The organism is Streptomyces cellostaticus (genome assembly GCF_023630175.1).
GTDB lineage: Bacteria > Actinomycetota > Actinomycetes > Streptomycetales > Streptomycetaceae > Streptomyces > Streptomyces cellostaticus_A.
The window spans coordinates 147,080-164,149 of sequence record NZ_JALLIN010000001.1 but is presented as its reverse complement, the minus strand read 5'-3'; the positions used below and the strand labels follow the sequence as shown (position 1 = coordinate 164,149).

2 protein-coding genes are annotated in these 17,070 nt (G+C 75.1%); both read left to right on the top strand.

Annotation, left to right across the window (positions count from 1 at the left end):
- Positions 1-146 precede the first annotated feature (146 nt).
- Complete coding sequence (locus MXD57_RS00385; protein ID WP_250399194.1) at positions 147-8,804, top strand: SDR family NAD(P)-dependent oxidoreductase; 8,658 nt, start codon at positions 147-149, stop codon at positions 8,802-8,804.
- A 14-nt stretch (positions 8,805-8,818) separates the two neighbouring features.
- Positions 8,819-17,026: a non-ribosomal peptide synthetase gene (locus tag MXD57_RS00380; protein WP_250399193.1), complete on the top strand. Its 8,208-nt coding sequence runs from the start codon at positions 8,819-8,821 to the stop codon at positions 17,024-17,026.
- Positions 17,027-17,070: the final 44 nt, after the last annotated feature.

Here is a 17,070-nt window from a genome sequence, read left to right as displayed (position 1 = left end):
ACGGGTCCCGGTCCGCCCCCGGCCGCGCCCCGGTCCGCCGGAGACGGCACTCGGACATTCCTGCTCGTGCAACTCCGGCTGCCTCGCGACGGCTGGGCCCCGCCGGGCCGCCCCGCCGGCCTGACGCTCCTCCTGGACGGACACCGATGATCGAAACGACCACCTTCACCGAGACCTTCGCCGTCACCGCCGACAACCCGCTGCTGCACGGCCACGTCGTGTACGGCCGCAGCCTGCTGCCCGGCGTCGGCTACGTGGATCTGGTCCTGCAGGTCCTGGCCCGGCACGGGCACCCCATGCCGGAAGTGGAGTTGCGCGATCTCGCCATCCTCGCCCCGCTGGTCGCCGGCCCCGGGGAACGGGTGCTGACCACGGTCGAGGGGCGCCCCGCGGCGAACGGGGGATGGCGGGTCGAGGTGCGCAGCCGCCGCCCCGAGGACACCGCCGAGGTCCTGCACGCCGTCGCGAACGTGCGGCTCCGGCCGCGCGTCACCTTCGACGAACGGCTGACACTGCCCGTCGAGGGCGCCACCCGGCGCACCACGCTCGACGAGATCTACACCTGGTGCCGCGAGTACGACCTGCACCACTCGGGACTGATGAAGCTCCGCGGAGTGGTCCACCACCGTACCGGCGACTGGGTCGCCGAACTCGAACTCGCCCCCGAGCACCAGGGATCCGTGGCCGGGTTCCTCTTCCACCCCGCGCTCTTCGAGGCCGGCCTGCTGGGCGGTGGCGTCGCGCTCGGCATGCTGCACGGCGACAACGACGGCCCCGGCCTGTACCTGCCGCTGATGTTCGAGCGGTTCCGTGCCGCCGGACCGCTCGGCGGCCGCTGCTACGTCCGCGTTCCCGCCGACTCCGTACGCCGGGACGACGAACTGATCCGGCTGGTCGTGGAGTTCTACGACACCGAGGGCGCGAAGGTGGCCGAGGTCGGCCGGTTCGTCGCCAAGCGGATCCACGCCGCGGCCGCCCTGGACGTCCGCGGTGACACCTCCGCGCCGGCCGCCCCGGTTCCCGCGGCACCGGCCGCCGCCGGGTCGCCGGGTGGTCTGGTGGATGTGGTGCGGGGGGCGGTGGCGGCTCGTCTGGGGGTTGCTGTCGACGGGGTCGATGTGGGTTCCGGCTATTACGAGTTGGGGTTGGCGTCGGCGGATCTGCTGTCGTTGGTGGCGGAGTTGGAGGAGCGGCTGTCGGTGGAGTTGTCGCCGACGGTGATGTTCGAGTACCGGACGATCGCGGAGCTGGCGGAGTGGCTGGGGACGCAGGTTCCCGCGGGTGTTCCGGCCGCCGCGGCCGTCCCGGCGGAGCCCGCCCCGGTTCCCGCGGCACCGGCCGCCGCCGGGTCGCCGGGTGGTCTGGTGGATGTGGTGCGGGGGGCGGTGGCGGCTCGTCTGGGGGTTGCTGTCGACGGGGTCGATGTGGGTTCCGGCTATTACGAGTTGGGGTTGGCGTCGGCGGATCTGCTGTCGTTGGTGGCGGAGTTGGAGGAGCGGCTGTCGGTGGAGTTGTCGCCGACGGTGATGTTCGAGTACCGGACGATCGCGGAGCTGGCGGAGTGGCTGGGGACGCAGGTTCCCGCGGGTGTTCCGGCCGCCGCGGCCGTCCCGGCGGCTCCTCTTCCGCCGAAGCCTCCCGCACCGGTCACTCCCATGCCGTTCACCGCCGCGACGATCTCTCCGGCGCCGGCCTCTCCCACGTCGGCCGCCGCCGCTCCGGTCGCCGCCCCGGCGGGAACGGCAGCGCCCGTCGTGCACGACCTGCCGGCCGCCCCGGCCGTGCCGCCCCCCGCCGTGGCACACGGCACTCCCGATGGAGTGCGGGCCGCCCTCACCGACGAGGTGGCCGCGCTCCTCGGCGTCGACGCCACCGATCTGCACGCCGACACCGAGCTGGCCGAGTTCGGGCTGGACGTCACCGCACTCGCCCGCCTGGCCGACCGTGTCGGCGCCCGCCTGGGGATCACGCTCGACCCGGCGGCCCTCCGCGAGCACCGCACCCTGAACTCCCTCGCGGCGCACCTGACGCCCGGCCACCGCGCCCCGGGCGCGGCCATGGCGGGACCGGTGCCGCACGCGCTCCTCCACCGGACCGTCGGCGAGGCCGAGGGGGACCTGACGACGTTCGAGACCCGCTTCACCGGCAACGAACCGTTCCTGCGGGACCATCGGGTGCACGGGGACCTCATCCTGCCCGGTGTCGCCCACCTGGAGATGGCTCGGGTCGCGGTGGCCCGGGCGCTGGGACAGGACGACGCCGCCACCGTCCGGCTGACCGACGTGGTGTGGCTGCGGCCCGCCGTCTGCGGTCCCGACGGCCTCGTCCTGCGGGTGCGTGTACGGGCCGCCGCGGCGGGCGGCTGCGCCTACGAGATCGAGAGCGTCGGCGGCGACGGCGGGAGCACGCTCTGCGGCCAGGGCCGCGCCGCCGTGGTCGGCCCGGACACCACCGGCGGGCCGCCGCTCCTCGACGACCTGCGCGCGGCCTGCGGCGAGGCCGTGCACACCGGTGAGGACGTCTACGGTCTCTTCGACGGCATGGGGATGGTCTACGGCCCCTCTCAGCGGTCGGTGGCCGGTGTGTTCGTCGGTACCGATGCCGAGGGGCGCCCCCAGGTGCTGGCCGAGTTGCGGTTGCCGGCCGAGGCCGAGTCGCTGGGAGCCGGTGCGTTGATGCACCCGAGCATGGTGGACGGCGCTCTGCAGGCGACGATCGGCCTGTGGCTGGGGCAGGGGACGGGCGGCCGGACGGCCGGGCTGGCGCTGCCGTTCGCGCTGGACCGTGCCGAACCGGTGGCCGCCACCGGTTCCGTCGGGTACGCGTGGATCCGGCACCGGCCCGGTTCGGGTACCGGGGACGGCACGGTCCGGCTCGACGTCACCGTGCTGGACGGGGACGGCGGGGTGTGCGTGGAGCTGTCCGGCCTGTCGACCCGTCTGCTGCCGGGCCCGGCGGCCGGGCACGTGGTGGACGGCGGGGCGGTGACCGGCCCGGTGGCGGGACCGGTGCGCGACGGCGACATCGCGGTCATCGGGGTCGGCGGCCGATACCCGCAGGCCGCCGATCTCGACGAGTTCTGGCAGAACCTGCGTTCGGGCCGGGACTGTGTGCGTGAGGTCCCGGCCGAGCGTTGGGACCGGCAGCGGTACGCGGCGGCCGGGGCCGGCTCCTGGGGCGGCTTCCTGGACGACATCGACCGGTTCGACCCGTTGTTCTTCCAGATATCGCTGCTGGAGGCGGATCATCTCGATCCGCAGGAGCGGTTGTTCCTGCAGTGCGCCCAGCACACGCTGGAGGACGCCGGCTACACCGCCGAGCGTCTGTCCCGGGACGGCCGGGTGGGCGTGTACGTGGGGGTGATGTACCAGGAGTACCAGCTCCTGGGGGCGCAGGCGCAGGAGCGGGGCGCGTCCGACGCGTTGTGGGGAAGCGCCTCCACGGTCGCCAACCGGGTGTCGTACTTCTACGACTTCCGTGGGCCGAGTCTGGCGGTGGACACGATGTGCTCGTCGTCGCTGACCTCGATCCACCTGGCGTGCGAGGCGATTCGCAGCGGTCAGTGCGACAGCGCGCTGGCGGGCGGTGTCAACCTCACTCCGCATCCCAACAAGTACCTGGTGCTGGGGCGGCGTGACTTCCTCTCCAGTGACGGCCGGTGCCGCAGTTTCGGTGCGGGTGGCGACGGCTACGTGCCCGGTGAGGGCGTCGGGGCGGTGCTGCTGAAGCCGCTGGCGCGGGCCGTCGCCGACGGCGACCAGATCCACGGTGTCATCAGGGCCACCGCCGTCAACCACGGCGGACGCACCTCGGGTTACTCGGTACCGACTCCGGTGGCGCAGGGTGAGGTGATCGCCGAGGCGCTCACCGCCGCGGGTGTCGATCCGGGCGAGCTGAGCTACCTGGAGGCGCACGGCACGGGTACGTCCCTGGGCGATCCGATCGAGGTGGCCGGTCTGCAGCGGGCCTTCCGCCGGGCGGGCGGTGCTCCGGAGCGGCTCGCGATCGGATCGGTGAAGTCCAACATCGGGCACTGCGAGAGCGCGGCGGGTATCGCCGGTGTCACCAAGGTGCTGCTGCAGATGCGGCACGGTGAGCTCGCGCCGAGCCTGCACGCCGCGACGTTGAACCCGCACATCGACTTCGACCGTACTCCGCTGCGCGTCCAGCGGACCCTGGAGCCCTGGCGGCGGCCCGTCGTGGACCGCGACGGCGAGCGGCGTGCGCTTCCCCGGCTGGCGGGCGTCTCCAGCTTCGGCGGCGGCGGCTCCAACGCCCACGTCGTCATCGAGGAGTACCCGGCGCCGGCGCGCCCGCGGACGGCCGCTGCCGGGCCGTTCCTGCTCGTGCTGTCCGCGCGGAGCGAGGACCGGCTCGTCGAGCAGGCCCGCCGCCTGCACGTCCGGCTGGGCGAGCTGTCCGACGCCGACCTCCCGGCGGTGGCCTGGACCCTGCAGACCGGTCGTATGGCCCTGGAGGAGCGCCTCGCGCTCGCCGTGGGTTCCCTCACCGAGGCCCGCGACCGGCTCACCGCCTTCGCCGCCGACCCGTCCGCGCCCGGACCCTGGACGCGTGGCACCGTGCGCCCCGACCGCCCGGCGAACGGCGACGCCGCCGGTGCCGCCGTGACCGCCTGGCGCGAACAGGGCCGGCACGAAGGCCTGCTGACGCTCTGGGCCGAGGGCGGCGACGTGCCGTGGGAGCACGCCCGGCGCACCGACGCCCCCGTGCGCCGGATCAGCCTGCCCGGCTACCCCTTCGCCCGTGAGCGCTGCTGGTTCGACATCGACACCGAGGGCGCGCCCCGGCGCCCCGCCGGAGGGGACGACGGCGGGCTCGTGCTGCTGCGGCCCCGCTGGACCGACCAGCCGGCCCCCGGGACCGCCGCGCCCGGCGAGGCGTTCGCCGAACGGCACGTCGTCCTCGTCGGCCGGATCAGCGCCGCCGACCGGGACGCCCTGGTCGCCGCGCTGCCCACCGGCACGCACTGCACCGTCGTCGAACCGGCCGACGGCCCCGTGGACCAGCGGTACACCGAAGCGGTGGGCCAGGTGTTCGCCCTGACCCGCGACCTGCTGTCGCGCGGTGTCCGCCGGCCCACCCTGTTGCAGGTCGCCGCCGTGGGCATGGCCGGGGACGACGAGGCCGCCTGCCTCGGCGGTCTGACCGGTCTGCTGCGCACCGCCCACCTGGAGAACGCGCACCTTCGCACCCAGTACGTGGAGTGCCTGGACGGCGCTTCGCCCGTCACCGTCGCCGCCCGGCTGGCCGCCGAGGCGGCCGGCGGCCCCGAGCCGGAGGTACGCCACCGGGGCGGCCGCCGCCTGGTCCGCCGCCCCGTCGAGGCACCGCCGCGGCCGGCGCCCACGCCCTGGCGCGAGGGCGGCGTCTACCTCGTGACCGGCGGAGTCGGCGGACTGGGCCTCATCGTGGCCCGGGACATCGCCGCCTCCGTCGGCACGGCCACCGTCGTCCTCACCGGGCGCTCCCCGCTGACCGACGCCCAGCGCGCCGAGCTGGACGACCTGCGCGCAGCCGGTCTGACCGTCGACCACCGGCGCGCCGACGTCGCCGACCGTGACGCCCTCGCCGCGCTGCTGACCCGTGTCGCCGCGGAGCACGGGCCGTTGACCGGTGTGCTGCACTGCGCCGGGGTCGTCCACGACAACTTCCTCGTCCGCAAGAGCGCCGAGGAACTGCAGCGGGTCCTGGCCCCCAAGGTGGCCGGGCTGGTCCACCTCGACGAGCTGACCCGCGCGCAGCCGCTGGAGCTGTTCGTCTGCTTCTCCTCGATCGCCGGTGCCTTCGGCAACCCGGGACAGGCCGACTACGCCGCCGCCAACGCCTTCATGGACGCCTACGCCGCCCACCGCGACCGGCTCGTCCTCGCGGGCCGGCGCAACGGCCGCACCGTGTCCGTCGGATGGCCGCTGTGGGACGAGGGCGGCATGGGAGCCGACCCCGCCGTCCGGGAGCAACTGCGCGCCGCCGGACTCGCCCCGCTCGACACCCCGCGCGGACTCGCCGCACTGCGCCACGCCCTGGCCGACGAGGACGTACGCGAGGACGGCGGGCTGCTGGTCGTCGCGGGCGACCGCGCGGCCCTGCTGTCGAAGCTGACGCAGGGTGCCCCGCCGGCCCCGGCCCCGGCCCCGGCCCCGGCCCCGGCCCTGGCCCCGCCGGCCCCGGCGACGTCCGCCGCCGACCGCGGCGCCGACATCGAGGCCGCCACCGGCACCGTCACCGCCGTGCCGGCCGTCGAGGAGCGGGCCGTCGCCCACCTGCGGCGGGTCCTCGCGGCGGCGCTGAAGCTGGGGCCCGAACGGCTGGACCCCGACACACCGCTGGAGCGGTACGGCATGGACTCCGTGCTCGCCGTGACCATGCTCCAGCCGCTGGAGGAGACCTTCGGCCCGCTGTCGCGGACGCTGCTGTTCGAGGTGCGGACCGTGCGCGGCCTCGCCCGGCACCTCGCCGCCGGCCACCCCGAGGCCCTGCGCACCCTGGTCGGCGAGCCCGCTCCCGCCGCCGCTCCCGCCGCGGCGGCCCCCGCCGCTCCCGCCGCGCCGCGGCTCCCGCAGGCGCCCGCACCGGCCCGCCGCGAGAGCGAGCGGGGCACGGACGGCATCGCGATCATCGGGATCAGCGGCCGCTATCCGCACGCCGACGACCTGGAGCAGTTCTGGGCGGCGCTGCGCGACGGCCGGGACTGCGTCACCGGGGTGCCGGGGGACCGCTGGGACAGCGGTGGCCGGCCCGAGTGGGGCGCGTTCCTCGACGGCGTCGACCGCTTCGACCCGCTGCACTTCGGCATCGCGCCGAGCGAGGCCGCCGCCATGGACCCGCAGCAGCGGCTGTTCCTGGAGACGGTGTGGCACCTGCTGGAGCAGGGCGGCCTCACCCAGGAGGTCGTCGAACGGCGCCACGACCGGCGGGTGGGCGTCTACGTCGGAGCCGCGTACCAGATGTACCGGGCGGACGAGGCGGCCGACCCGGCCCTGGCGGCGCTGACCGCCTCCGCCTCGTACAACCTCATCGCCAACCGCGTCTCGCACTTCTTCGGCCTCGAGGGCCCGAGCCTGGCCGTGGACAGCATGTGCACCTCCTCCGCGATGGCCGTGCACCTCGCCTGCGCCGACCTGCTGCGCGGCGAGTGCGAGCTGGCCGTCGCCGGCGGCGTCAACCTCAACGTCCACCCCGACAAGTACCTGGCCCTCGGCGAGATGGGGCTGCTCGGCACGCATGCCGGCGCGCGCAGCTTCCGCGACGGCGACGGCTACCTGCCCGCCGAGGCGGTCGGCGCGGTCCTGCTCAAGCCGCTGGACGCCGCCCTGCGCGACGGCGACACCGTGCACGCCGTCATCCGGAGCACCGCCTCCCTGCACGCCGGCCGCTCCAACGGCTTCATGACACCCAGCCACCGCACCCAGGTCGCCACCATGCGACGGGCCCTGGAACGGGCCGGCACCGCGCCCGCCGACATCGGCTGCGTCGAGGCCGCCGCCAACGGCACCGCCTTCTCCGACGAGGTCGAGGTGCGCGCGCTGCGCGAGGTGTTCGCCGGCGTCGGCGAACCGGTGCCGGTGGGCACCGTGAAGTCGAACCTCGGGCACCCCGAGGCCGCCTCCGGCATCGCCCAGCTCACCAAGGTCGTCCTGCAGTTGCGGCACGGCCTGATCGCGCCGCTCGTCGCCACCGGCACCCCCAACCCCCGTCTGGACCTGGAGGGTTCGGCGCTCCGGCTGGCCGACGAGCCGGCCGGCTGGGAGCCGCGCGGCGAGGTGCCCCGCCGCGCCCTCATCAACTCCGTCGCCGCCGGCGGCAGTCACGTCAGCATCGTCGTCGAGGCTCCCCCCGCTCCCGTCCGCACGGTGGCGGAGGACCCGGCGCCGCAGGTCGTCCTGGTCTCCGCCCGCACCCCCGAGCTGCTGCGCACGGCCGTGGGCCGCCTGCACGCCTTCCTCGACAGCGACAGCGACAGCGACAGCGACAGCGACGCCACGCCGAGCCTCGCCGACCTCGCCCACACCTCGCAGCTCGGCCGGGAACCCCAGGCCGAGCGGATCGCCGTGGTCGCCGCCGACCGCGGGCAGCTCCGCGACGCGCTCGCCGCCGAACTCGCCGAGGGTCCGGCCACGCGAGCGGCCGGGGCGAGTGTGCACCGCGGCAACGCCGAGGAGGACGCCGGACCGCTCGCCGCGGTCCTGACCGGCACCCGGGGCGAGGCGTTCCTGGACGGGCTGGTCCAGGACCGCGCCCTGGACCAGCTCGCCGAACTCTGGGTGCGCGGCGTCCGGGTGCCCTGGGCGGGTCTGCACGACGGGCCCCGCCCCATGGCACCGCTGCCGCCGACGGCCTTCGAGACGGGCCGCTACTGGGTCGGCAGCGCCCCCGAGCAGCCCGCCACCACCCGGCGGACCGCACCCGAGGCGCCCGCACCGGACACGCCCACCGAGCCCGGCACCCCCGCCGAGTCCCTGCGCACGATGACGCTCGCCTGGGCCGACGTCCTGGGCATCGCCCCGGAGCGGCTGGACGGCCGCAGCGACTTCTTCGCCCTCGGCGGCAACTCACTGCTCGCCACCCGCCTCATCAACCGGCTGACCGAACGGGCCGGGGTGGAGCTGCCGGTGGAAGCGGTCTTCGGCGCGCCCCGGCTCGCCGACATGGCCCTGGAGCTCGGGCGGCGCGCCGCCGGCACGACGGACACGGGCACGCTCGACGTGGACCTGATCCTCGAAAGCATCGCCCTCGTCGAGCACATGAGCGACGAGGAGCTGGACGCCCTGGACATCGAGAGCTGAGGCAGAGGATGACGATGGACACCACCAGTCAGGACAGCGGACTGGACCTCGTCCGGAGGATCCGCTCCCTGCCCGCCAAGCGGCAGCGCGCCGTGATCGCGCTGCTGCGCAAGCAGGGCGTCGACCTGTCCGCGCTGCGCTCCGTGCCACGCCTGCCGCGTGACCCCGGCGAGCCGCTGCCGCTGTCGTTCACCCAGCAACGCCTGTGGTTCCTGGAGAAGCTGGGCGGCACCGGCGCCGCCTACAACATCCCGGTGGCGATGCGGCTCAGCGGCCGCCTCGACCGTCCCGCGCTGCTGCGGGCCCTGGCCGCGGTCGTCCAGCGGCACGAGGTGCTGCGCACCCGGTTCGCCGAGCACGAGGGCGTGCCGGGGCAGATCGTCGGCGACGGCTCCGACTTCACCGTCACACAGGAGGAACTCACCGACCCGGCGCACCTGCCCGGGATCTGCCGGGAGGAGGCCGCCGCCCCGTTCGACCTGGCCCGCGGGCCGCTCATCAGGGCCCGGCTGCTGCGGCGGTCCGAACAGGAGCACCACCTGCTCGTCACCACCCACCACAGCGTCTGCGACGGCTGGTCGGTCGGGGTGTTCTTCCGTGATCTGGTGACCTGCTACGAGGCGTTCGGAGCGGGCCGGCCCGCACCGCTCGAACCCCTGCCCGTCCAGTACGCCGACTGGGCGCACTGGCAGCGGCAGTGGCTCGCCGACGAGGTGCAGGACCGCCAGGTCGGTTACTGGAAGCGCCAGTTGGCGGGCGTCGATCCCCGGCTCACCCTGCCCACCGACCGGGAACGTCCCCGGGTGAAGACGTACGCGGGTGCCAGTGAGACCTTCCGCTGCCCGGCCGAACTGCTCGGCGCGCTGCGCGAGGTGGCCAAGTGCCACGACGCCACCCTCTACATGACCCTGCTGGCGGCCTACGACGTCGTCCTCAGCCGCTACACGCACCAGAGCGACGTCGCTGTCGGCACCGTGGTCGCCGGCCGCAACCGGCGCGAGGCGGAGGACCTGGTCGGCTTCTTCGCCAACACCCTGGTGATGCGCACCGACCTGTCCGGCGACCCCGCCTTCCCGGAACTCCTCGCGCGCGTCAGGAGGACCGCGCTGGAGGCCTACGACCACCAGGACGTGCCCTTCGAGGCCGTGGTGGACGCGCTCGACACCGAGCGCAGCCTCGCCCACGCGCCCGTCTTCCAGACCCTGTTCGTCCTCCAGGAGGCGCAGACCGGGCGCACCGCGACCCTCGGCGACCTCGACGTGAGCCCGGTCGACGTCGAGCTGAGCTTCACCAAGTTCGACCTCACCGTCGACCTGCGGGAGACCCCGGACGGGCTCGTCGGCACCGTCGAGTACAACACCGACCTGTACGACCGGGAGACCGTCCGGCGCTTCGTCGGCCACTACACGCGGCTGCTGGAGGCCGTCGCGGACGACCCGTCCCGGCCCCTGTCCGGGCTGGACATGGTGGACGCGGAGGAGCGCCGCCAGGTGGTCGAGGTGTGGAACGACACCGAGCGGCCGTTCTCCGCGGACCGCTGTCTGCACGAGCTGTTCGAGGACGCGGTGGGCCGCCACCCGGAGCGCACCGCGCTCGTCGACGCGGACCGCTCCTGGACGTACGGCGAACTCAACGCCTGGGCCAACCGCGTCGCACACGGCCTGCGCGGGCACGGCGTCGGACCGGACACCCTCGTCGGCCTGCACGCGCACCGCTCCGCCGAGATGGTCGCCGGCATCCTCGGCACCCTGAAGGCCGGCGGCGCCTACCTGCCCATCGAGCCGACCCACCCCGACGCCCGGCGTGCCGCCCTCGTCGAGTCCACCGGCCTCCAGGTGGTCCTCACCCAGCCGGACCTGGACACCGAACCCCTGCGCGGCGCCGCCCACCTGCTCGGCCTGCACCGCGACGGCACCCTGCGCGACCGCACCGGGCAGGACGCCGGTGGCGGCCGCGAGGACGACCTGCCCGCCGCCGAGATCGGCCTGACCGGCGAGCACCTCGCCTACGTCATCCACACCTCCGGCTCCACCGGCCGCCCCAAGGGCGTCATGATCGAGCACCGGGCGGCGGTCAACCGCATCGAGTGGATGCAGAACGAGTACCGCCTCGGCGCGGACGACGTCGTCCTGCAGAAGACCCCCTACAGCTTCGACGTGTCGGTGTGGGAGTTCTTCTGGCCGCTGCTCTTCGGCGCCCGGCTCGCCGTCGCCGAGCCCGGCGGCCACCGCGACCCCGCCTACCTGGTCTCCGCCGTCCGCCGGTTCGGCGTGACCACCCTGCACTTCGTGCCCTCCATGCTGCGCACGATCGTCGAGGAGCCGGGCTGGAGCGAGTGCACCACCGTCCGCCGGGTCTTCTGCAGCGGCGAGGCCCTTCCCCCCGACCTGTGCGCCCGCCACCACGAGCGGCACCCGGCGCCCCTGCACAACCTCTACGGCCCCACCGAGGCCGCCGTCGACGTCAGCCACTGGACCTGCCCCGCCGGGCCCGCCCCGCGCACGGTGCCCATCGGCCGGCCCATCCAGAACATCCGGCTGTACGTCCTGAACGAGGCCCGCGCACCCCAGGGCATCGGCTGCGCCGGCGAGCTGTACATCGCCGGCGCCGGACTCGCCCGCGGCTATCTCCACCAGCCCGAGCTGACCCGGGAACGGTTCGTGCCCGACCCGTTCGGCGCGCCCGGTTCGCGCATGTACCGCACCGGCGACCTGGCACGGTGGCTGCCCGACGGCACCCTGGAGTTCCTCGGCCGCGCCGACGGCCAGGTCAAACTGCGCGGCTTCCGCATCGAGCCGGGCGAGATCGAGCACCGCCTCGCCGAGCACCCGGCCGTGCGGGCCTGCGCCGTCCTCGTCCGCGAGGACCAGCCGGGCAGCCCCCGTCTCACCGCCTACACCGTGCTGGACCCCGGTCACCCGTGCGACGACCACCGTGCCGAGCTGACCCGGCACCTGGCGGGCACCCTGCCCGACTACATGGTGCCCAGCGCCTTCGTCGTCCTGGACACCCTGCCCGTCACGGCCCACGGCAAGCTCGACCGGGCGGCCCTGCCCGCCCCCGGCATCGACGCCTTCGCCCAGCGCGCCTACGTCGCCCCCGGCACCCGCACCGAACGGCTGCTCGCCCGGACATGGGCCGAGCTGACCGGGTTCGACGCCGAACGGATCAGCGCCGAGGACAACTTCTTCGCCCTCGGCGGCCACTCCCTGATGATCACCGTGCTGGTGGCCCGGCTCAAGGAGCACGGCCTGCACGTGGCCGTGCAGGACGTGTTCGCCGAGCCCGGCCTCGCGGCCCTCGCCGCCCGGATCGACGACGCCCCCGAGGCGGACGGCTACAGCGCCCCGCCCAACCTGATCCCGGACGGCTGCACCCGGCTCACCCCGGAACTGCTGCCCCTGATCGACCTCACCCAGGACCAGCTCGACGCGATCACCGCGGCCGTGCCCGGCGGCGCGCCCAACGTGCAGGACGTCTACCCGCTGCTGTCGACGCAGGAGGGCATCCTCTTCCACCACCTGATGGACCCGGACCACGACCCCTACCTCGTCTCCACCCTCTACGCGGCCGACGACGAAGCGGCGTGCGCCCGGTTCACCGCGGCCCTCCAGGCGGTGGTGGACCGCCACGACGTGATGCGCACCGCCGTCCTCACCACCGGACTGCCCGAGCCGGTGCAGATCGTGCACCGCACGGCCCGGCTGCCGCTGACCCGGGTCCGCCTCCGACCCGGCGGGGACGCCGAGCGACAGGCCCGCGCCCTGCTCGCCGCCCCCGAGCGGATGAGTCTCGACGGCGCGCCGCTGCTGCGACTGACGGTCGCCGAGGACCCGGACTCCGAGCGCCGGTACCTGCTGCTGACCGCCCATCACCTCATCGAGGACGCCACCTCGCTGCGCCTCACCCTCGGGGAGCTGGCCCTGCACATGGCCGGCCGCACCGACCTGCTGCCGTCCGCGCCGCCGTACCGCGACTTCGTCGCCCACACCCTGAGCCGGCAGGCCGGGGACGAGGCGGAGGAGCACTTCCGCCTCGCCCTCGGCGACGTCACCGAACCGACGTTCCCCTTCGGCCTGGCGGACGTGCACGGCGACGCCCGCCGGGTCACGCAACTGCGCCGGGCGCTGCCCGCGGAACTCACCGGCGAGCTGCGCGCCCAGGCCAGGCGGCTGCGGCTCAGCCCCGCCTGCCTGTTCCACGCCGCCTGGGCGCGGGTCGTGGCCGCGTGCAGCAACCGCGACGACGTCGTCTTCGGCTCGGTGATGTCCGGACGGCTCCAGGGCGTGCCCGGCGTGGAGCGGATGCTGGGCAACTTCATCAACACCCTCCCGCTGCGGGTCCGGCTGGCCGGCCGCACCGTCCGCGAACTGGTCGACGACGTCGACGTCGCGCTGCGCGGCCTGGTCGCCCGGGAGCACACCCCGCTGGGCCTGGCCCAGCGGTGCAGCGGCATGGACGGCGACGCCCCGCTGTTCAGCGCCGTCGCCAACTTCCGGCACTTCGAACCCGGGCACGGCGCGGCCGAGGTCCCGCGCATCGACGACGCCGGCGTGCGGTTCGTCGCCGCCGCCGACGGGATCAACTACCCGGTGTCGGTGTCCGTCGACGACTTCGGCACCGAACTCTCCCTCGACCTCCAGGTCGACGACTCGCTGTCCGCCGACGCGGTCGCCGGCTACCTCGTCACCGCCCTCACCGGCCTGACCGAGGCCCTCGCCGCCGACGACGGCACCGGCACCCGCGCCCTCGACCTCGACGTGCTGCCCGGCGCCGAGCGGCGGCGCCTGCTGACCGAGTGGAACGACACCGGCACCCCGATGCCGGCGCCCACCCTCACCGCGGCCTTCGCCGCCCAGGCCGCCCGCACGCCCGACGCGACGGCGCTCGTGCACGAGGACCAGGCCCTGACGTACGCGGAGTTCGACGCCCGCGCCAACCGGCTCGCGCACTGGCTGATCGAGCGGGGCGCCGGCCCCGAGCGGATCGTCGGCGTCGGCATGGCACGCTCCGTCGACCTGCTCGTCGCGATCTACGGCATCCTCAAGTCCGGCGCCGCCTACCTGCCGCTCGACCCCGACCTGCCCGACGAGCGCCGCGAGACGATGGTCTGCGACGCCCGCCCGCTGCTCGTCCTCGACGAACTGCCCGACACCTCCGGCACGGCGGACACCGACCCCGGCGCAGAGGTCCGCCCGGACCACCCCGCCTACGTGCTGTACACCTCCGGCACCACCGGCCGGCCCAAGGGTGTCGTCGTCACCCACCGCGCGAGCATGAACTGGCTGGCCTGGGACCAGGGCGTCTACCGGGGCGGAGCGGGCGACCGGATCCTGTTCAAGACCTCCATCGGCTTCGACGTCTCCGTCAAGGAGCTGTTCTGGCCGCTCCAGGTCGGCGCGACGATCGTGATCGCCCGCCCCGGCGGCCAGAAGGACCCCGAGTACCTGGCCTCGGCCGTACGGGAACACGGCATCACCGACATCGACTTCGTACCCTCCATGCTCGCCGAGTTCCTCTCCGAGCCCGCCGCCGCAGAGTGCACCGGGCTGGTCCGGCTGGAGGCCACCGGCGAGCCGCTCTCCGTGGAACTGGCCGAGCGGGTGGCGCGCGCCCTGCCCGGCACCCTGCTGTTCAACCTGTGCGGCCCCACCGAGGTGGGCGGCGCCCTGGGCCTGTACGACCCGTACACCCCCGAGGCCGGCGCCACCCGCGTGCCCATCGGCGCGCCCGTGTACAACACGCAGGCCTACGTCCTCGACGGCGCGCTGCGGCCGCTGCCGGCCGGCGTCGCCGGAGAGCTGTACATCGCCGGCGACCAGCTCGCCCGTGGCTTCCTCGGCCGTGCGGGGCTGACCGCGGAGCGGTTCGTCGCCAACCCGTTCACCCCCGGCACCCGCATGTACCGCACCGGCGACCTGGTGCGGTGGCGTTCCGACGGGCTGATCGAGCACCTCGGCCGGGTCGACGACCAGGTCAAGATCCGCGGCTTCCGGGTCGAGCCGGGCGAGATCGAGAACGCCCTGCACGGGCACCCCGCCGTGCACCGGGCCGTCGTCCTGCCGCGTGGCAGCGGCGCCGCCCGCTCCCTCGTCGCCTACGTCGGCCCGGTGCGGCACCCGCGCGAGGACGCCGCACCGGACGTACCGCTCGCCCGGCGGCTCAAGGAGCACCTGGCCGCGCGGCTGCCCGACTACATGGTGCCCACCGCCTTCGTCGTCCTCGACGACCTGCCGGTCAACCGCAACGGCAAGGTCGACCGCGGCGCCCTGCCCGAGCCGACCGAGGCCGACCTGGCCCGCGAGGAGTACGTCGCCCCGCACACGCCCACCCAGCGCGAGCTGTGCCGCATCGTGTCGGAGGTGCTGGGGGTCGCCCGCGTCGGCCTCGGCGACAGCTTCTTCGACCTCGGCGGGCACTCCCTGCTGGCCACCCGGCTCTCGCTGCGGGTGAAGAAGGAGATGGGCGCGGACCTTCCGCTCCAGGTGGTGTTCACCGCCTCCGGCATGGCCGAGATGGCCGCCGCGGTGGACGACCTGCTCGACGCCGGCCGGCCGGCCGGGGCACGAGCCGGTTCGGCCGCGGCACCGGCCCCGGACACCGCCCCGGCGCCGGGACCGCGCGGCGACTCGCCCGACGGGCGGGGAGCCCCGGCGGACGCCGGTTCGCCCCTCGTGCCGGCCGACGGCACCGTCCCCGCCCCGCGGGAGGACGCGGCGGAGGCCGCTGCTGCCGCCGCTGCCGCCGCCGGCGGCGTCGTCCCGGCGCCGGGCGGCCCGGGGAGCGCGGTACCGGCCGGCGTGCCGGTCGAGGACACCGCGCCGCTGTCCCTGCAGCAGCGGGACCTGTGGTTCCGCGACCGGCCCGGGCACCTCGCCGCCGCGCACGACAACGTGCAGCTCGCCTTCCGGCTCGACGGGCCGCTCGACCGGGACGCCTTCGTCCGCAGCGTGCGCGCCCTCGTGGAGCGGCACCCCGTGCTGCGCACCGGTTACCACCGCCACCCCGGCGGCGGCCTCAGCCAGCGCGTGCACGACGCCGCCGGCTTCGCGGTGACGGTCGCGCCCGCACCGTGCGACGAGGCGGGCCTCGCCGCCTGGCTGCGCGCCGAACGGGCCCGGCCCTTCGACCCCGAGGGGCCGTACGCGCTGCGCTCCCACCTGCTCACGCTCGCCGACGACCGGCACGTCGCCGTACTGACCCGCCCGTGGGGCGTCTTCGACGGCTGGTCGGTGAACATCGTCCTGACCGAGCAGCAGGCCCTGTACCGGGCGTTCGCGCGGGACGAGGAGCCGGCGCTCGCGCCGCTGCCGACGACCTACGCCGACTTCGCGCGCCGGCAGACCGCGGCCGTCACCGCCGAGGAGCTCGACCGCCAGCGGGACCACTGGCGGCGCCGGCTCGACGGCGCCCCCGTGTCCCCGTCGACCCGCACCGACTACGAGCGGTGCCCGGTCAAGACGTACCAGGGCGCCCAGGTCGAGCTGAGCGCCCCCGGCGACGTGGCCGCCCGCCTGAGGCGGCTCGGCCAGGACCACGGCGCCACCCTCTACATGACGCTGCTGGCGGCGTTCGCCGCCCTGCTCGGCGGTGAGAGCGACGACCCCGACCTGGTCATCGGCACCCCGGTCGCCAACCGGCCCGAAGCCGAACTGGAGGGCGTGGTCGGCTACTTCGTCAACATGCTGCCGATGCGTCTCGACGCCGACCCGGGGCGCGCCTTCACCGAGCTGCTGGCCCAGGCCAAGGACGCCACCGGCGAGGCCCACGCCCACAAGGACGTGCCCTGCGCGGACCTCGCCGCCGCCCTGGTGCCGCACCGGGATCCGGCCCGGTCCCCGCTGTTCCAGGCCACGTTCAACCTGCTGCCGACCTGGGACGTGCCGTCCGACGACGACGCCGGCGCCCCGGCGGTGACCCGGCTGCGCACCGACGCCGGCACGTCCCGGTACGACCTGAGCCTGGTGGTCCAGGAGACCGGCGCGGGACTGGCCGGCTACCTGGAGTACAGCACCGACCTGTACACCCCGGCCACGGCCGAGCGCCTCGCCCGGGCCTACGAGCACCTCCTCGCCCGGATCGCCGGTGACCCCGGCGGCTCGCTCGCCGGACTGCGCGCCCCGGCACCCGGCGGGGACCGGCCGTCCGCCCCGCGCCCCGGCGCCGCCAGGACCCAGCCCAAGGGCGGCCGGCGCCCCGCACGGCGCCGGAGCGGACGGTGAACCGCCCCCGCCGGAGCCGGCCGCCGCGGTGCCCGGCCCCGGCA